The sequence below is a fragment of the Luteolibacter arcticus genome, assembly GCF_025950235.1.
Classification (GTDB): Bacteria; Verrucomicrobiota; Verrucomicrobiia; order Verrucomicrobiales; family Akkermansiaceae; genus Haloferula; species Haloferula arctica.
In genome coordinates this window covers 26,900-45,106 of the sequence record NZ_JAPDDT010000015.1, presented here as the reverse complement: position 1 = coordinate 45,106, position 18,207 = coordinate 26,900, and the positions used below count along the sequence as shown (strand labels likewise).

14 protein-coding genes are annotated in these 18,207 nt (G+C 63.7%); 9 read left to right on the top strand and 5 right to left on the bottom strand.

Annotated elements, in window-relative coordinates; translation table 11 throughout:
• Positions 1-136: 136 nt before the first annotated feature.
• From OKA05_RS23610 to OKA05_RS23600, 3 genes are all read right to left on the bottom strand, one after another.
• Entirely contained in the window at positions 137-2,353 is a 2,217-nt protein-coding gene (locus tag OKA05_RS23610) for a serine/threonine protein kinase (RefSeq protein ID WP_264489670.1), read from the bottom strand.
• The gene (locus OKA05_RS23605; RefSeq protein WP_264489669.1) at positions 2,331-2,912 is read right to left on the bottom strand and encodes an ECF-type sigma factor; all 582 of its coding nucleotides are present in this window, start codon (positions 2,910-2,912) and stop codon (positions 2,331-2,333) included. The genes OKA05_RS23610 and OKA05_RS23605 overlap by 23 nt, the downstream gene beginning before the upstream one ends.
• Before the next feature lie 65 nt (positions 2,913-2,977).
• The gene (locus OKA05_RS23600) at positions 2,978-5,908 is read right to left on the bottom strand and encodes a BNR-4 repeat-containing protein (protein ID WP_264489668.1); all 2,931 of its coding nucleotides are present in this window, start codon (positions 5,906-5,908) and stop codon (positions 2,978-2,980) included.
• 123 nt (positions 5,909-6,031) lie between these two features.
• Here OKA05_RS23600 and OKA05_RS23595 point away from each other — a divergent pair, with 123 nt between their 5' ends.
• Complete coding sequence (locus OKA05_RS23595) at positions 6,032-7,141, top strand: DUF6607 family protein (protein ID WP_264489667.1); 1,110 nt, start codon at positions 6,032-6,034, stop codon at positions 7,139-7,141.
• An 849-nt stretch (positions 7,142-7,990) separates the two neighbouring features.
• Here the strand turns inward: OKA05_RS23595 and OKA05_RS23590 are convergent.
• Positions 7,991-8,260: a type B 50S ribosomal protein L31 gene (locus OKA05_RS23590; protein WP_264489666.1), complete on the bottom strand. Its 270-nt coding sequence runs from the start codon at positions 8,258-8,260 to the stop codon at positions 7,991-7,993.
• A 373-nt stretch (positions 8,261-8,633) separates the two neighbouring features.
• Here OKA05_RS23590 and OKA05_RS23585 point away from each other — a divergent pair, with 373 nt between their 5' ends.
• The 3 genes from OKA05_RS23585 to OKA05_RS23575 are packed head-to-tail and all read left to right on the top strand — an operon-like array spanning position 8,634 to position 10,534.
• Positions 8,634-9,095, top strand: coding sequence for a bifunctional nuclease family protein (locus OKA05_RS23585; RefSeq protein WP_264489665.1), 462 nt, complete (start codon positions 8,634-8,636; stop codon positions 9,093-9,095).
• A 15-nt stretch (positions 9,096-9,110) separates the two neighbouring features.
• A complete protein-coding gene (locus OKA05_RS23580; RefSeq protein ID WP_264489664.1) occupies positions 9,111-9,257 on the top strand; it encodes a hypothetical protein in 147 nt (48 codons plus the stop codon).
• Between the two features lie 32 nt (positions 9,258-9,289).
• The gene (locus OKA05_RS23575) at positions 9,290-10,534 is read left to right on the top strand and encodes a GNAT family N-acetyltransferase (RefSeq protein ID WP_264489663.1); all 1,245 of its coding nucleotides are present in this window, start codon (positions 9,290-9,292) and stop codon (positions 10,532-10,534) included.
• 21 nt (positions 10,535-10,555) lie between these two features.
• Here the strand turns inward: OKA05_RS23575 and OKA05_RS23570 are convergent, their stop codons facing one another.
• Entirely contained in the window at positions 10,556-11,278 is a 723-nt protein-coding gene (locus OKA05_RS23570; protein WP_264489662.1) for a hypothetical protein, read from the bottom strand.
• A gap of 326 nt (positions 11,279-11,604) precedes the next feature.
• On the opposite strand from OKA05_RS23570, the gene OKA05_RS23565 reads away from it, so the two are divergent.
• From OKA05_RS23565 to OKA05_RS23545, 5 genes are all read left to right on the top strand, one after another.
• The gene (locus OKA05_RS23565) at positions 11,605-12,816 is read left to right on the top strand and encodes a M29 family metallopeptidase (protein ID WP_264489661.1); all 1,212 of its coding nucleotides are present in this window, start codon (positions 11,605-11,607) and stop codon (positions 12,814-12,816) included.
• 68 nt (positions 12,817-12,884) lie between these two features.
• Complete coding sequence (locus tag OKA05_RS23560) at positions 12,885-13,745, top strand: S1 family peptidase (RefSeq protein WP_264489660.1); 861 nt, start codon at positions 12,885-12,887, stop codon at positions 13,743-13,745.
• A gap of 244 nt (positions 13,746-13,989) precedes the next feature.
• Positions 13,990-14,676 (top strand): response regulator transcription factor, encoded by a 687-nt coding sequence (locus tag OKA05_RS23555; protein ID WP_264489659.1) that lies wholly within the window; start codon positions 13,990-13,992, stop codon positions 14,674-14,676.
• Positions 14,673-16,388, top strand: coding sequence for a sensor histidine kinase (locus tag OKA05_RS23550; protein WP_264489658.1), 1,716 nt, complete (start codon positions 14,673-14,675; stop codon positions 16,386-16,388). Before OKA05_RS23555 ends, OKA05_RS23550 begins: the two co-directional genes overlap by 4 nt.
• Positions 16,389-16,446: 58 nt before the next feature.
• The gene (locus tag OKA05_RS23545) at positions 16,447-18,174 is read left to right on the top strand and encodes an ABC transporter ATP-binding protein/permease (RefSeq protein WP_264489657.1); all 1,728 of its coding nucleotides are present in this window, start codon (positions 16,447-16,449) and stop codon (positions 18,172-18,174) included.
• Positions 18,175-18,207: the final 33 nt, after the last annotated feature.

Below are 18,207 nucleotides of genomic sequence, written 5' to 3'. Positions count from 1 at the left end.
CCGGGGTGCCCCACAGGATCACTGAATCGATTCCTGTCAAAGGACGCGACCTGCGGGATCTACGGATGGTGAACGGCCCGTGCCGCGGACCGCTTCAAACGCCTCCCCTCCCTCCCAGAACAAAACCGGGGTCTCCTCAGTCTTTCGGCGGCGCCACCATCCGCTCCGCTTCCCCCAGCAGAATCCGCGCGTTCCCCCAGTCGAACCAGAGGTCCACCGTCGCTCCAAGCTGGAAGGGGGCGGCCTCCCATTTCCCGACCTGTTGGCGGGCGTCCTTCAATGCAGCCCGCGCATCGTCAATCCGCCCCTGCTTGAAATCGATCATCGCCAGCAAGATGCGATTCGACGTGGTGAGCGAGCCGGTGCTCGCGGGCGAGGCCAAACTCCGCCGGGTCCAGTAGCCCGCCGTGTCGAGATACCCTTGGCGATAGGCAGCCAGTGCGAGCGAGAACTGCCGCCACCCCGCGAGGTATGGATTCTTCTCCATCTCCTCCCCCTTCATTGACGCCTCCAGCACCGCCGCCAAGGGTGTCACGGCTTTCAGCGTGCCGCTGTCCGCCGGCTCCAGGAGGATGGCTTTGACCACCTGTCCGGCGACCGCCGGATTCGCCGACTCCGCAAAGCGGCTTATCGCCAGCTCGCGGAAGCGTTTGTACTGCTCCGGCTGCCCCCATTCCTTGATGGCGGTGGCCGCTGGCATCAGGATCCGCGAGGTTTGGTCGGTATCGGTCAGGTCCACACTGGTGATGACCGGGACCAGCGCACTGAAGCGTTCCGCCGCCGCCTGCCATCGCCCTTGCGTGAGATTCCACTCCGCCACCGCCCTCAGCGTGTCCGCCGCCTCCAGGGACCGCGGGGTCTGATCGGGGACGAGCGCCGCCAGCAATTCGTCGGCTTGTGCCATCTCCTTGTAGCGCACCAGCACGGCCGCCTGAGTCACCAGGTCCGCCGCCTCGGCCTTCTTGCGCAGTCCTTCCTCGTTGGCGCGCGCCTCCTCGGCATTGACGCGGGCCTGCTCGGCCACCAGCCGCAGCCGAGCCTGCTCCTCGCGGGCATCCTTCTCGCGGAGGAACAGCCACGTCGAAACCCCGAAGCCACCGAGCAAGCCGGCCAGCGCCACGCTGCCAGCGGCGAAGGTGATGCGGTTGCGCCGCACCATCTTCATCAGCAGGTAGCCGCGGCTCGGCGGACGCGCGAGCACCGGCTCCTCATTGAGATAGCGATGCACGTCCATCGCCAGACCATTCGCGGTCTCGTAGCGGCGGGTCCGGTCTTTCTCGATCGCCTTCATGACGATCCAGTCCAGGTCACCGGCAAGCTGCCCCGGCAGCCGCTGCGGGTCGGCGGCGCGGTGCTCCGCGATCGTTCCGATCTCGTCCTTCGAAATGCTGCGCAGCCGGTTCGACGGCATCCCGGTCTCCTCCTCGCGCAAGATGCTGCGTATCTCATCGGGGCCGCGGTCCTTGAATTGCTCAGGGCTGAAGGGAGCCCGGCCGGTCAGCAGTTCGCACAGCATCGCGCCCAGGCTGTAAATGTCGCTGCGCGTGTCGATGTCCGTGCCTCCTTCCGCCTGCTCCGGACTCATGTAAGCGGGCGTGCCGACGAGTTGGCCGACCTTCGTGTAGGTCACCTCGCCGTCGAACCCGCCGGCGGTGGCCTTGGCAATGCCGAAGTCGATGACCTTCGGTTCCGCGCGGCCATCATGATCGCGCACCAGCACGTTCGACGGCTTGATGTCGCGGTGGATGACACCCTTCTGGTGAGCATGCTGGATCGCCTCGCAGACGCGCGTGAAAAGATCCAGCCGTTCACGCAGGCCGAGCCGCTTGCGGTCGCAGTAGTCGGTGATCCTTTCGCCATCCACCAGCTCCATCACGAAGAACGGACGCCCCGAGGCGGTGGTGCCCGCATCGAGCACCCGCGCAATGTTGGGGTGATCCATCAGCGCCAGCGCTTCCCGCTCCATCGCGAAGCGCGCGATCACGCTCTCCGTATCCATGCCGAGCCGGATGATCTTGAGCGCCACCTTGCGCTTCACTGGCTCCTGTTGCTCGGCGAGATAAACGACGCCACAGCCACCCGCACCGAGCCGGTCGATCAGCCGATACGGACCGATGCGCGCGCCCAGCCCGCCCTCCCCTTCGCCCGGCGTCTCGAGGACCGGCTCCACCGCCGGCTGGAACTCGAAGAATTCCTCCGCTTCGCCGCGTGCCTCTAACAAAACCTCCAGCCGCTTAAGCCGCGCCTCATCGTCGCGACAGGCGAATTCAAGGAACGCCCGCCTTTCCTCCGCGGTGGAAAAGTTCGATGCCGCAACAAACAGCAGCCGGTTAATCGACGGTGGCTGCTTCATCGCCGGTCTCATCGCGGATCATCTGGAAGAGCAGCGCCTTCGCGTAGGCCCAATGGCGCTCCACGGTCCGCTCGGTCACGCCATCCATCGCCGCGATCTCCTGGTTGGTGAGCCCGCCGAAAAACTTGAGGGTGATCAGCCGCACGCTGTCCGGCTCTTCGGCCTCTAGACGGGTCATCATCTCGTCCACCAGCAGCACGCGCTCGTCGAGCGTCGCATCGGCGAGGTCAAACTGCTGCATCTCGAAGACCTCCGGGTTCACGACGCGCTTGCGGGTGGACTTGGCGCGCGCGCGGTCCACCAGGATCTGGCGCATCGCCTGCGCCGCAGCGCGGAAAAAGTGCGCGCGGTCGTTCCACACCCGGCCTTCCTCGCTGGAAAGCTTGAGCCACGCCTCGTGGACCAGCGCGGTCGGCTGCAGCGTCTGGCCGGGAGCCAGATCCGACATGCGCGCGCGCGCGACATTGCGCAACTCGTCATAGACCAGCGGCAACAGCTCCGCCGACATGGGGAGTGCGTTCCCGCCAGCCGTCTCGAGGATGCGCGTGAGTTCGCTCAAAATAGGGTTTTTCACAGCCTAAAAGCCCGGTTGAAACTTGTCGATGGGAAGATTGACCGCGCCGCTCACTCGGTCTCGACGCGGAAGAACGCCTTGGGAGCGTTATGGAGCGGCAGTGGAAAGGCAAACGTGTGGCTCGTGGTACCGCCCTGCGACTCGATCGCAGCGGCCGCCTCCAGTGGAAAGCCGGCAAGATCGGCCGAACCGGTGATTCGATACATCTGACCCGGCGAGGAGTTCCACGTCAGCGTGGCGGTGTTCCCGCCGAAGCTCGACGAGCGCATCGAGAGGCTGTTCTCCATGATCGCCAGCACCCGCGTGTTGTAGTTGGTGTAGGAGCTGTAGGTGCCGTTGAACCACAGCAGCGCGCGTTCGTAGCCGTGGTTCTCCGGCACGATCGGCCGCAGATTATCGCGCTCCGAATTCGTGGTGAGCTGCTCCCACGTGAAGGTCTGCCCGCCATCGGTGGTGACACCGCGGTAGAGTTCATAGCGCGCATTCGCCCGCAGCGGCACGTTGCTGACGTCGGCGAGGTTGAAGGGATTCGCCGCGTTCGAGGAAATGTAGATGACGTTCGGGTGCGAGGGATCGATCGACATGCCGCCGCCGTAATCCGACTCCGCCGCGTAAATGCCGCGCCCGCCTTGAGCGATGAACTTCCGCTCCCAAGCCGTGCCGTTCCAGCGGGCGAAGTAGTAAAAGATCCGCGAGGTCGCCCACGTCGCATCGGTGCCGGTCTGCACCTGGAACACGCACACCGGATTCCCGCCAGTGCCGTAGTGAACATCCCACGTCCACCCTCGCGCACCGGGGATCCAGTGGTCCGGCCCCTGCCCCAAGCCCCACGCCGCATTGGAATATTGATAGATCACCGACCCGCGTTGCCCGCCCTGATGGTCGAGCGGCAGGTTCGCCATCGTGTCGATCAGCGTCCCGTCGGTTTTGCAGAACGCGCCCGCCTTGTAAAACATGTGGTAGATCGAATTGTCCACGTCCCGCGGGTGGCCGTCGGTATAGATCAGGTCGATGCGGTCGGTGTGGTTCGAGCAATAGCGCGAGTAGGGCCGCACGTTATTGGTGCCGACCTCGATCATCTGCTGCGGCGTCTCCCAGGTGACACCGTTGTTGAGCGACTTGGTGATCGTCGGGTTGAAGTTGACGCAGCGGGAGAAATTGTAGATCGCGTTGCTTTCCCCGGTTAGCAGGTAGGCGTTTGAGTAGGTGTGGTTGTTCGGCATCGCCACCGTGATCTCCGGGCCCCAATCGGCATTGGTGGACGGCAGCGGCACCAGCGAGGTGCGCTGATAGAATTGCGAGCCGCCATGATGCTTCGAGTAGATCACCAGCAGCTTCCCATCTGGCAACACGGTGATCGACGGGTTGTTGTGGTCATCCTGCTGCTGCGAGGCCGCGGTGCTGATGACCATGTGAAAGACCTCATGCGCCGCGGGATCGTAGCGGGTGATGCCATACTGGCCGTTGCCCTTCACGTAGCCGGTGAAGAGCGAACCCTGATGGAAGATCGCGCGCTCATCATTGAACCACGTCCACGCGCCGTCCGGAGCGATGCCGATGCCGTTGCCTGGCAGCGGCGGGATCGACGTGGCCTTGAGCGGATCGGAGCCCGCATCGACCTCCACCTTGTCGCCATGGGAATCCCCGTCGGTATCGACCAAGTAGGGATCGGTGCCCAGCGTTGCCTCCTGGCCATTGGTCAGTCCATCGCCGTCCTCGTCCTGCGCCGGCTCGAGCGCCAGGGCCGGCTTGTAGCCGACGCCATCATACCACGTGCGCGGCACCGCGCTGCCGGCGGCGAAGTCGTCGATGTAAACCTTGATCGAGCCGCCCGCGTCGCTGGTCGCGGTGCCGAGGTTTGCGTGCATCAGCGTGCGATTTCCTTCCGTGACCAGCGGAGCAATCGTGAACGTCGTGGCCGAGGCCAGCGAGCCCACCGTGGCGGTGCCCCCGGCGTTGTCGTTCGCCGCGAAATGCGTGGGCGGCGTGGTGGGGAGGAAGTCGTCGGCCAGGTTTCCCGGCGTGCCATTGATCTGGATGTCGCCGACACTGACGGATGCCTTGAGCCGCCAGTTTCCACCATCGGTCCAGAAGTAGGCGTAAAGGACGTAGGAGGTCGAAGGCGTCAGACCGGTCAACTCGGTCACCAGCAGCGGTGCGTTTTCCGGAGCCTCGAAGTTCGCTTCGAAGACCGTGCCGCTGTTTCCAAGCGCTCGCCGCTCCCAATTGTTGTCCGCGCCGGTCACACCATCGGCAGCCGGTGCGAAGGTCGTGGCGTCCCAGCGCGTCGTATTGCCGGTGGTCGCATCCACATAGCGGACCGCGTTCACCGGCGCGGCGGCTTCGTAGGAGATGCCATCGAACCACGTGCGTTCATTCGCCCCGAGCACCGGCGCGAGGTCATCGATGAAGACCGGGATCTCACCGCTGCCATTCGCAAGGGTCGTGCCCAAGTCCGCGGAATACATCGTGCGGTCATCCTCCACGAAGGTCGTGGGCACCAAGGCATAGCTCAGGGTGCTCGCCGCGACCGCGCCGGTGGCACCGATGCCCGCCGCTTCCGCTTGGTTCGCGAAGAGCGTATTGCCCCCCGGCGACGAATTGAACCCCGCGCGAATGCGCCAGGCCGGACCCGCATCCCAGAAATGCACCCGGACCCGGTAAGTGCCCCCCGCCACCAGCCCCGTGAGTTTCATCCGCAGCTCAGGCGCGTTCTCGCCCCCCTCCCCGCCGGACTCATAGACATTTCCCCCCGAGCCAAACACCGTCCGCTGCTCCCACTGCTGGTCGGCGCCATTGGTGCCATTGAGCGGCGGGGTGTAGGAGGTGCCATTGGCCAAGGTCGTATTCCCCCCCGCGCCGGACGTCGCATCCACATATGTCAGGTCACCACGCGCCGCCGAAAGGCAGGCAAGGGCGGAGGCAAATAAGGCGCGGATGACGGGCATGGAACCGGGTGAAGCCAGAATGACGGGGTGCATGGATTAACGGAATCGCCCTCGGAAACCCGACAGGCTCCGCACACCGGGTTTTCACGAAGCAACCAGCCGCCAAGATCTCGCGTTGAGGAAATCGCCAAGCCGTCTAGGCTCTCCGCGATTCTCATGAAACGCCCCGCCTATCTCCTTTGGCTCGCGGCCTGTGCCGGCCTTCAAACCTTGCCCGCCCAAGAGCCCAAGCCGGAACCCGCCGCCGCCGGCGGCCATGTCTTCGCTTGGCCGTTCATGGACTGGAAGGAAATGAAGCCGCGCGGCGGTACCACCAAAGGCTCGGAAGTGACACTGCTCCAAGGCTCCAAGGACGCATGGAGAAAACTTCAGGAGCCCGGTCTCTCAAAGCTCGAGCAGGACCGCCGCGCGATCCTCGCGATGTCCGGCAGCTACCGCGTCAGCTTCGACTTCACCGAAACCCTCGGCCTGGCGGAGAACTTCAAGCCGACCCGCCCCTATTTCTCGTGGGGCACCGAAAACGTCACCGTGTTGGAAGACCGCAGCGAGTTCATCAGCCTCCAGCACTCGCTGGTGATGTATTTCAAGAACGACAAGGGCGAAACCGAGGGCCCGCACGTGATGAAGCACTGGCGGCAGGACTGGACCTGGCAAGATCCCGAGTTGCAGGTCTATCAGGGCGACCTGACGTGGAAGAAGACGCCGACCGCGAACCCGCAGGGCCGCTGGTCGCAGGCGGTCTTCCAAGTCGATGATTCGCCCCGATACGAGGTGGCTGGCGCATGGACCCACGATGGCGGGCTTTCCACCTGGCGCAGCGACGACTGCCCGCGCCCCCTCCCCCGTCGAGAGTTCACCATCCGCAAGGACTACAACGTCCTCGAGGGCACCCAAGAGATCAGCATCACCCCGAATGGCTGGGTCCACGTGCAGAACAACCGCAAGGTGCAGGTGGACAAGGACGGCACCCGCCACACCCGCGGCAAGGAACTCGGCGTCGACCGCTACGAGGAAATCACGGCCCCCGATCTGGCCACCGGCTTCAATGCCTACTGGGCCAAGACCAACGGCTACTGGAAAAACGTCCGCGACACTTGGACCACGATCCTGAAGGAAAAAGACACCTTCTCGATGAAGGACACCTACGACGGCAAGCAGCTCTTCATGATCCACTTCGACCACGCCGGCAAACTGGAGCAGGGCGAAGACGCCGGGGACAACCTGAAGCACGCGCAGGAAACCATCGCGAACTTCCTCAATCCCTGAGCCCATCCGATTTTGGGACCGGGATGGATAGGATAGATAGGATGGAAATGCTGGAGAGACTGGCGAAAGAGCCCTCGCGCATCCCATTCGTTCTGGTCCTCCGTCTTCGCCGATCTTCTAAATCTGCGTCCATCTGTGTAATCTGCGGTTAAATGCCTTTTGGCTTTTTCCGAAGCAACCTCGAATCAGCGGAAGGATTCAACCGCAGATAACACGGATTGACGCAGATAAAGGCACGGTGCCGAGGACTTTGATCGACCCAGAGTTTCTGGATGGGTGGATAGGTTCGAAATGCCGGAGAGACTGGTCAAAGAGCCCTCGCGCATCCGCTTCGTTCGGCTCCTCCGGCACCACCGATCTTCTCAATCTTCGTCCGTCTGCGTAATCTGCGGTTGAATGCCTTTTGGCCTTTTCCAAGGCACCTAGGGATCAGCGGAAGATTCCACCGCAGATTACACGGATTGACGCAGATAAAGGCACGGTGCCGAAGACTGTTATCACCCAGCGTTTCCGGATGTGAACCCCCTTTCCCATCCCATCCTTTCCACCCGTGCACTCCGTCGCCACCGATCTTCTCAATCTGCGTCCATCTGCGTAATCTGCGGTTAAATGCCTTTTGGCCTTTTCCGAGCCACCTCGGATCAGCGGAAGAATTCAACCGCAGATTACGCAGATTGACGCAGATGGAAGACAGGATGGTGGTGCTGATTGCGAGCGGCCAGCATTCGAGCCATCCCATCCATCCCATCCATCTTAGCCCCATTCTTGAATCCCTGACCGGACGAAAAGAAAAACGCCCGGCCGCGGGTGCGGACGGGCGTTTTGGGAAAGCGAGGCTCGAGAAGCGGCTTAGCCAACCTTCGGCTTGCTGACGCGGCGGACCGCACCGAAGCGCTTCTGGAATTTGTCGATACGGCCTTCGGTGTCCACGAAGGTCGACTTGCCCGTGAAGAACGGATGCGAGTCGGACGTGATGCCAATCGAGATGAGGGAGTGTTCCACGCCGTCGATGACTTCCTTCTTGTCGGAAGACTTGGTCGAGCGGCTGACGAAACGGGCGCCGGTGGTCATATCCACGAAGACGACCGGATTGTACTTGGGATGAAGATCCTTTTTCATGACGGTAAGAGGGCCCGGACACGTTTCCGACGCGGCGGGAGCGCGGAGAATGCACGCCAAATCGCCCGTGTCAAGCGGCCGGTCCCGCATGGGAAGCGGAATTCGGAACAACGAAAAGCCCGAAAAAGTCGAAAGGGAGACGAAGCACCGGCATCGGAAATCTCGCGAGATTTCGTCCCTTTCGTTGTCCTCCTGCCCTTCGGAAGCCGTTCCTCACCCCAGGATTTTCCACTCGTGGCGGGTGTTATTGGCGAAGGCGCGGACGATTTTCCCGTTCGGATCGGGCATTCAGACGGGATCTCCTTCGGCTCGGTTTACGTGAGTCCGGCGCTTTCATCTTGGATTGCTACGGCGATGCGGTGAGAAAGGCGCCGTGCCTGATTTGGTCCGCGTCGAACCCATCGCCCTGCTTCCCACCCCCGCCGGCTGTGCCGTCTTTTTGGGGGACGGGAAGAAATCGATCGTCTTCTACATCGACCTCGCCATCGGGGCCTCCATCAATGCTGCCCTCGCCGGCGAGACCCCGCCGCGACCGCTGACGCACGATCTTTACCTGCTCACGCTGGAGGCCTTCGGCGCCAAGGTCCGCCGCGCGGTGATCGTGGCGATCGACAAGGAAATCTACTACGCCCGCCTGATCCTCGAGGCCGAAAACGAGATCATGGAGCGCAAGATCGTCGAACTCGACGCCCGCCCCAGCGACTGCATCGCCATCGCCGTCCGTGCCGGAGCGCCGATCTTCGTCCTGCGCGAGCTGTGGGACACCCTCGAGGACATGACCAGTGTGCTCCAGGACATGCGCGACAAGGGCATGGACCTCGGCGGGGGGCTTTGACCCCAAGGCGGCGGCGTGATCGATGCCGACCTCGCCAAGGATATCGAAGTCGCGGCGATAAAACCCAACGCCATCGCCAACCCGGAATCGAAGAAGGGCTTCTTCGATCTCCACGAACTGGCCGAATATCATTCGCTTTCCCAGATGCTGGACGGGTGTTGAGTCCGGCAGAGGCATCTGTCAGAAAGTCATCCATGAATCTCATCCGCAAGGCGCTCGCGGTGCGCGACGTGCTGGCCGAGCGCAGGCGGCTGCGAGGCCCGGCGGAACTCCAGTATGCCATCGCCGACCGGATCGGGATGCTGGATGCGGACACTTGGAACTCGCTGACGGAGGGCGCGGGGTTTTTCATGTCGCGCGGCTACCTGCTGGCTCTTGAAGGTGTGCTGCCCGCCAACATCCAGCCGCGCTACGCGCTCATTTCCGACGCCGGACAACGGCCGGTCGCCGCGGTTTGCATGCAGCTCGCCGACATCGGCGTCTGCCATGTGCGGAAACGAAAGGAGCCCGCGCCGGAAGCGTCTTCGTGCGCGGCGCTGGAAAAGCTGTCGGGCAAGGTGAGCCAGCGGGTGCTGACCTGCGGCAACCTGCTGAGCTACGGCCAGCATGGCGTCGCCTTTGCGCCGGATTATGCGGAAGAAACCATCTGGCATGGCGTGGCGGAGGTTCTCTACCGGGTCCGCATGTCAGACAAGCTGCGCGGCACCACCCACTTCGTCCTGATCAAGGACGTCCACGAGCCTTTCCGCAAGGGAGTCTCGTCGCTGGCGAACCTGAGCTACCGCTATGTCGAAACGGAGCCTAACATGGTTCTCACCCTCGATCCCGCGTGGAAATCCCACGACGACTATCTTGCCAGCCTTTCGTCGAAATATCGCGCCGGGATCCGCAACAATGTCCTCAAGCCCATCGAACAGGCGGGCTGCACGATCGGACTCGTTCCGGAATTCGCCGCCCTGCAAGGCCGCATGCACGAACTCTATCGGGCGGTGCAAGACAACGCGGACTTCCGGCCCTTCGAGCTGAGACCGGAGTATTTCCCCGCCTTGCAGCAGGCCGCCGGCGACCGCATGCGCTGCAGCGGGATCAGGCGGGGAGACGAACTGCTGGGCTTCCTGATCACCCTCGCGGACGGAGAAACCGCGTTCGCCTATCACATCGGATTCGACCGCGAGGCCGCGGCCGGGCTGCCGGTCTATCTGCGGTTGCTGCACGCCGGGATCGCCGATGCCATCGCGCTGGGGTGCAGGCGGGTTTCCTTCGGCCGCACGGCGCTGGAGCCCAAGGCCGCGCTCGGCGCGAAGCCGGAACCCTTCGGCGTGATGCTCCGCCACCGGCAACCGGTGCTCAACACACTGATCAAGCAACTATTGCTCTGCGTGGAGCAAGATGAGGCGCCGGAGCGGAATCCCTTCAAGACGGCGGCGAAGGCGGGCTGACCGCAAGCATCTGACCCAAGCTCAATCTTCACCCTCATCCGGGGGATAGGGGTCGAATGGCCAGGAGATCTGGCGGTGCTTGTTGAACATCCGGATAAAGCCATCGAAATCCACAGCTTCGGTGGTCACCGTCGCTTCCTGCATCACCCACCAGCCCACGGTGCCATCGCGCCGGACGAGAATGTGACAGCCATTCCGGGCATGAAAAAGCATCAGCGCGCCCTTCCACTCGTCAAAGCCCTTCGTCGTCCGCAAGTCGATGAAGGAATCAGGCGTGTTCTCGAAGACCGCCCAATCACGAGCTGCGGAAACGAAGTGGCCTGCGGTTTCCGTGTCTTCCCCAAGACCACCAAAATAATAGAGGAAGTCCCGCAGGGCTTCGTTGCCTTCCAAGCCGAAAGGCGCGAGGCGCTTGGAGATTTCCGCGTGATCCATGGGACCTGACAGATACCAATAGTCGCCAATCCCCGGATCCTCTGATCCGGGGCGATAGGCTTCAATCGCGTAACCCGAGTGGGTTTTGGAGATCCCCTGAACCTCGAACTTCAACAGTGTATCCCGGAGCGCCAGGAGTGACGGCCGCTCGATCCTGTTCCACCGGTCCCTCAAACGCTGGCCTGCCTGCTCGCGGCTGAGCCCGACAAAGCCTGCGACCCACGGGTCAAGCTGTGCTTTCACATCGTCGGGCAACTTCTCGGCCGGAAGGGGAAAATCGCTGGTGTTCGAGTAAGCTTGGTCAGACATGGCGGATTGACCGGCGGAGACCGGTTGGGTCTGGGGTGGCGCTTTCTTGCGATTACAGGAAACACAGGCCAAAGCGCCCATCGCGAGCGCGCACGCAAAGTTATTATGGGTCGGGAATCTCACCAAGTTTCCAATGACACTCCGATTCCGTCCTCCCTTTCAACCGCATTCTTCCGAAGCCCCAAAGGCCGACTCCATACCTGGCAAGTCTACTTCGCGGTACGCCGTTTCCGGGGGACGAGAGCCTCTTATTCGCGCCAACCCGCGTCCCGGCTGACAGAAAAGTGGCCTTGCGCGGCCCGGCACCCGTCCTAGTTTTTGGCCCTATGCCTCCGTCAGCTTGCCTCCCCGCCTACTTGTCCGAGGAAATCCTGCTCCATCCGGAGAACCGGGAATTCCCGCCCTTCGATCTGGTCCGCCTGCTCGGCACCGTCTTCAAGCCGACCCAAGGCTGCCGCGTCTGCATCCTGACCGACTTCGACGAGCCCGCCTCGCTGATCGAGGACTTCGCCTTCCTCCAGCAGCCCGGTTTCCCGGTGCAGAAGAAGGCCCACGAAGCTTTTTATGAGGGCCTGAAAAACGGCGCGATGAAGGCCCTCGGGATGAACGGCGGCGAAATGTTCGCCTACAAGACCACCCACGGCTCGAACCTCGACCTGGAAGACGAGGTCTGGGACACCGATGGCAAGCAGCTCTCGCTGAATGCGGACCTGTATCCGAACTACGACCTGATCCTCTGCATCTCCACCTTCTCCGCCACCGCGCCGCTGACGGCCAAGGCCAAGGAGTTCGGTTTCCGCGGCGCGACGCTGCACGGACTAAACGACATCATCCTCGGCTCCGGCCTCGCGGTGGATTACGAGGAAGTCTCGAAGGATGCCGAAAAGCTGCGCCTCGCCCTGACCAAGGCGGACGACATCGAGATCGACTTCGCGCTGGAAGACGGTCGCGTGCTCACCGCTTGGCTCGGCCTCGGCGGCCAGGAAGCACAGAAGTCGCACGGCCTTTGCCAAGGCGAGAAGCCGGACATCGCGAACTTGCCGGCCGGTGAGGTCTATTTCGTCCCGCAGGATGCCCGCGGCCATTTCCCGATGAAGTACGAGGACGGCACCCTCGGCGTGCTGACGGTCGAGAACCGCAACATCATCAAGTCCGAGCTGATCCAAGGCAATCAGGCCACCATCGACGCCCACAACGCCCGCCTGCAGGACGACCCGATGACCGGCACGCTCGGCGAACTCGGCTTCGGCACCCAGGTGCTACCGGTTTCCGGCGCGGACATCCAGGATGAGAAGGTGCTCGGCACCTGCCATCTCGCCACCGGTCGCGACGACCATCTCGGCGGCGACATCGTGCCGGAAATGTTCAAGAAGCACGAGAACTCGACCCACGACGACATCCTCTTCGCGCCGCACAAGACGCCTAACTTCAACATCAAGCAGGTCCGCATGAAGCGCGGCACCCAGCGCGAGGTCCTCATCGAGAACTTCCGCCCGGCGCGCTACCTGATGGACGCGCTGGCTGGCAGCAACGATTGAGCAGGCCTTTTGGCTCGCAAATGCGGAATCGGCGCGGAAAGGTGCGCCGATTCACCGTTTATCGTACCATGCACCGCCTGTTTTCGCTCAAGCCGCTGTTTCTGGTCGCACTGTTGATCCCGGCTCTGTCTCCCGCGGCACCGCCGGTGATTGATGACGCGCAACTGATGCGCTCCTTCCAAACCGGAGTGGGTGCCTTCGCAGGCGCGGACGGAATCCCGGCCGCCACGGAAATCGCCGAGTCCGCCAAGGCCGCACGTCGCTGCGAACCAAGCATCGAACTCACCTCGAAACCGGTCGCGAGCTCCGATTACGAACAGCTCGCGCGGTCGGTCTTCCTCGTCGGCTCGGTGTACAAATGCGACAAGTGCGACAAATGGCATGCCGGTGGTGTCGCCACCGCTTGGTGCCTCAGCGAGGACGGCCTGATGGCCACCAACGCCCACGTCCTGGCGAACGCCAAGGGCGCTGCGATGGGCGTTTGTGATCGCGAGGGCAAATGCTACCCGATCACCACCGTCATGGCGATCGATCCCGCTGCCGATATCGCGCTGTTCCGGGTGAAGGGCGAGGGCTTCCAGCCGATGCCGCTGGGAAAAGCCGCCGGCATCGGCGACAAGGTCCGGGTCATCAGCCACCCGGGACGCCGCTATTTCATGCATACCTCGGGCGAAGTTTCCCGCTACCACGCCCAGCCTGCACGCGGCGACAAAGGTGCCGCCACATGGATGTCGATCACCGCCGACTATGCGAAGGGGTCCTCAGGCGGGCCGGTCTTCAACAACGCCGGCGAGGTGGTCGGCATGGTTTCCAGCACCGAGTCGATCTACTACGACTCCGACGACGGCTCTCCCAAAGGACCGGTCCAGATGGTGGTCAAGAACTGCGTCCCCGTGGAGGCGATCCGCTCCCTTGCAGAAGGGAAGTGAGCACGGGAGGCTGCTGGTAGGGGCTAGGGCGAGGTTACGATCCAAGTGGCACGTTGTCCCGGCTTCAGCCGGACTCGCCAGAGCTTAAAGGCCTCCCACCAAAGAGTCTCGCTAAAGCCCGGACGACCAACCCTTGGTGGCCGGCCTACAGGGCAGCCTCGGATTTTACACGGCCTTGACGGAACGGCGGCGGTCTCGCGTTTAGACTGCCGCCGTTTCCCTTTTCCGTGTAATCCATGTGCCTATGCCCGACACCACCATCCTCGTGATCGAAGACGACACCGCGATCCGCCGCGGCGTGGTCGATGCGCTGGAGTACGGCGGCTATCGTACGTTGGAAGCCGGCGACGGCAATGGCGGGCTCGACCTCGCACTCCGGGCCAACTACCGGCTGCTCCTGCTCGATCTGGTGCTGCCCGGACGCGACGGCTTCTCGATCCTCTCCGAGCTGAAAAAGAGGCGTCCCGGCCAGGCGGTGATCATCCTTTCCGCCCGCGGCGAGGAGAACGACCGCGTGCGTGGCCTCGGTCTCGGCGCGGACGACTACGTGATGAAGCCCTTCAGCGTGCGCGAGCTGCTGGCTCGTGTCGAAGCCGTGCTGCGCCGCACCTGCGAGCGCCCGGCCCCGGCGGAGGAACGGGAGCTGCCCGGCGCCAAGGTCGATCTCACCTCCGGCAAGATCGCCTTCCACGATGGCGATGACGCCGAGCTTTCCGAGCGCGAGGCAGGGTTGCTCCGCTATTTGTTAGATGCCGCCGGCCGGGTCGTGTCGCGGGATGAAATCCTCCGCCACGTGTGGGGCCTCGACCCCGCGCGCACGGAAACGCGCACGCTGGACATGCACATCATGCACCTGCGGACCAAGCTGCGCGACCGCGACCAGCAATTGCTGGTGACCGTCCGAGGAAAGGGGTGGAGATTCCACGCATGAACCTGAAGCGGAAGAACGGCTGGCTGGTTCACGGGCTGGTGGCGGTGTGCGCCATCGCCCTGCTCGGTGCCATGGCGGCGATCACCCGTGCCACCTTCTCGGCGGAGCGCGAACGGGCGCTCGCCGAATCGCGTGCGGTCCAGCAGGAGAACATCCGCCTCGCCCTGTGGCGGATGGATGCCGCCGCCACCGCATGGATCGCCGATGAAGCGCAGCGGCCGGTGATTTCCCCGCCGTCCAAGGAAGCACCAAAGGCCGAGGTGCGCCTGCGCTTCGAGGCCCGGGAGGACGGCACCTTGGTCCGCGACCGGCCGGAGGAAGAGACGCCGCTGGCCAACCTGCTCAAGGTCGAGCCCGTGAATGGCCCGCTGTTTCCCGCCGTCTGCGCGCTGATGCCGGAGATGCCCTCCGCCTGGTCCTCTCCCCAGCCCTCCGCGGAGAAACCCCAGGAAGCCGCCCAGCAGCAGCGAGCAGACCCGGAGTACCAGGTACTCGCCAACGGCAAGGAACTCGGCAACCGCGGGCGGGTCGTAAAGAGCGCCCTCGACGTCAGCAAGAACCAGTACGAGGACAAGGTCTTCCTTCAAAACAACACCCTTCCCTCCACATGGAACATCGCCCCAGACTGGAACCTCGCGCGCAGCGGCCTGCCGCGGCCCGCATGGATCGGCGGCGAACTTTTCCTCCTGCGTCATTTGCAGTGGCAGCGCCCCGACGGCTCGCTGCTCCGCTCAATCCAGGGCTCGTGGCTCGATGCCACGAAACTGGAGGCGATGCTCCTCACTGAAATCGCCGATCTTTTCCCGACGGCCCGGCTCATCCGCATCACGGGCCCGGACGATGGCGCGGGCATGTCCCTCGCGAGCTTCCCGCTGAAATTCCACGCGGGCACCCCCCCCTCCCCCCCCCCTCCGGGCCTTCCCCGCCCCGCCTGGCTCCCCCTCGCGGCGGGCTGGACGGCCGCCGTCCTCGCCATTGCCGCCGCCTGGCTGCTCGTCGGCGGTCTGCTGCGGCTGAGCGAAAAGCGCGCCTCCTTCGTTTCCGCCGTCACCCACGAGCTGCGTACCCCGCTCACCACCTTCCAGCTCTATTCGGAAATGTTGGAAAGCGGGGCGGTGAAGGAGGAAAAGCGCGGCGACTACTTCCGCACCCTCCGCCGCGAGGCCGAGCGGCTCTCCCACCTCGTGGAAAACGTGCTCGCCTTCTCGCGCATCGAGCGGGGCAGCGCCCGTGCCACCACCTGCGAAATCGCCGCCGCCGATTTGGTGACGCCGATGGTCCAGCGCCTTGCAGAGCGATTGTTAGAAGCGGGCCTAACCCTGCAAACCGACCTCTCCGCACCGGCCTGGCACTCCATCGTGAAAGCCGACGTCGCTGCCGTGGAGCACGTGCTTTTCAACCTGATCGACAATGCCGCGAAGTATGCCGCCGGCTCGGTGCCACCGGAGGTGCATCTGGAAGCAGCGGCCGCCGGCCGTTTCCTCGAACTCCGGGTGCGCGACCACGGGCAGGGCATCTCCCCCAAGGAACGCCGCCGGGTCTTCCGCGCCTTCCACAAGTCGGCCGCCGCCGCTGCGGAAAGCCGCCCCGGCGTGGGCCTCGGACTCTCCTTGTCGCGTCGCCTCGCTCGCGCCGGTGGAGGAGACCTCCAGCTCGCACCGACGGGAAAGGGCGCCTGCTTCGTGCTAGCGCTGCCGCGCGCGGCCAAGTGAGGTTGAACGCTTTTCGCTCGCGAAAAACACCATTCCGGGCGAATGGATGGGACTGTCCATGGATCAACCTCCCAAGTTCACCCGCCACGTCTGGAAGCAACTTTGGCGGCTGATCCGCCCCTACTTCTTCGGAAAAACCCGGGGCAAGGCGTGGACACAGCTCGGCACGCTGATCACGCTCTCCGTCGCGGTGACGTGGGTCTCGATCTTCTCGCTGCGGGTCATGCGGGACGTGATGACCGCGCTCGAAAAGCAGGACACGGAGGGCTTCGAGCGAGCGCTGTGGATCTACATCGGCACCTTCGCCGCGAGCATTCCGCTGGCTGCGTTCTATCGATACGTGGAAGAGCGGCTCGCCCTGAACTGGCGGGACTTCCTCGCCCGCACCTTCATGATCCGGTACTTCTCGAACCGGGCCTACTACCGCTTGCAGGGCCATGAGGAGATCGACAACCCGGACCAGCGCATCTCGGAAGACGCCCGGAATTTCACCACCACCTCGCTGTCGTTCTCGCTGCTGGTGATCAACTCGATTATTCAGATCCTCGGATTCGCCCGTGAGTTGTGGATGATCTCCGGGACGCTGGTGGCCGTGCTGGTGGGCTACGCCCTCTTCGGCACACTGGTCGCCTTTCTCATTGGCCGGCGGCTGATCGGCCTGAACTACCTCCAGTACGAGCGCGAGGCGAACCTCCGCTACGGCTTGGTGCGGGTCCGGGACAACGCCGAATCGATCGCATTCTACCGCGGCGAGCGCAAGGAGCTGCGCGACCTGCGGCGGCGGCTCGGCGGCGTGGTGGGCAACATGGTGGTGCTGATCAAGTGGAACCGGAATCTGGCCTTCTTCACCACCGGCTACAACTCGCTCGCCTTGATCCTGCCGCTGGCGATTGTCGCGCCACTCTTCCTGCGGGGGGAGGTTGAGTTCGGCACCATCCCCCAAGCGATGGGTGCCTTTGGTGCCTTCCTCGCGGCGGTGTCGCTCTTCATCACCCAGTTCGAAAGGCTGAGCGCCTTCGCCGCCGGCGTCACCCGCTTGGGATCGCTGTGGGAATTCCTCGACGAGCGGGACGTAGAAGACGACCTCGAAGCCGAGACCGACGAGCAAATCGAGATAAGCGAGGAGAAGCGCACGATTGCGCTGGAGAATCTCACGGTGGCCACGCCGGGCGGCGAACGCATCTTGCTGCGCGATCTCACCTTCCGCCTTCCGCCGGGAAAGAGCCTGCTGATCATGGGAGAGAGCGGCTCGGGCAAGAGTTCCCTGCTGCGTACCATCGCCGGCCTCTGGAACTCTGGCGAGGGCAAGATCGGCCGCCCGCCGTATCGGAACATGATGTTCCTGCCCCAGCGACCCTACATGGTCCCCGGAAGCCTGCGCACCCAGCTCGACTACCCGGAAGCCCGGCGCGACACCGACCCCGCCACCTTGCAGGAGGTGCTCGAAACGGTGAACCTGCCCGAACTGGCCAAGCGGGTGGACGGCGATTTCGACCGCGAGGCCGATTGGGCGAACATGCTCTCCTTGGGCGAGCAGCAGCGGCTGTCATTCGCCCGCCTGCTCATGAAGAAGCCCGCGATCGCCTTCCTGGACGAATCGTCGAGCGCGCTCGACGAGCCCAATGAAGAACACCTCTACCTCTACCTCCGCGAGCACCGCTACACCTACGTCAGCGTCGGTCACCGCTCGACGCTCCTGAAATATCACGACTGGGTGATGAAGATCGGCAAGGATGGCGAGTGGGAGATCATCAAAACCGCCGACCTGGAGCCCATTCCCTCGTGATTCCTTGTTTCGTGGCCGGGATCGCTCGCGTAT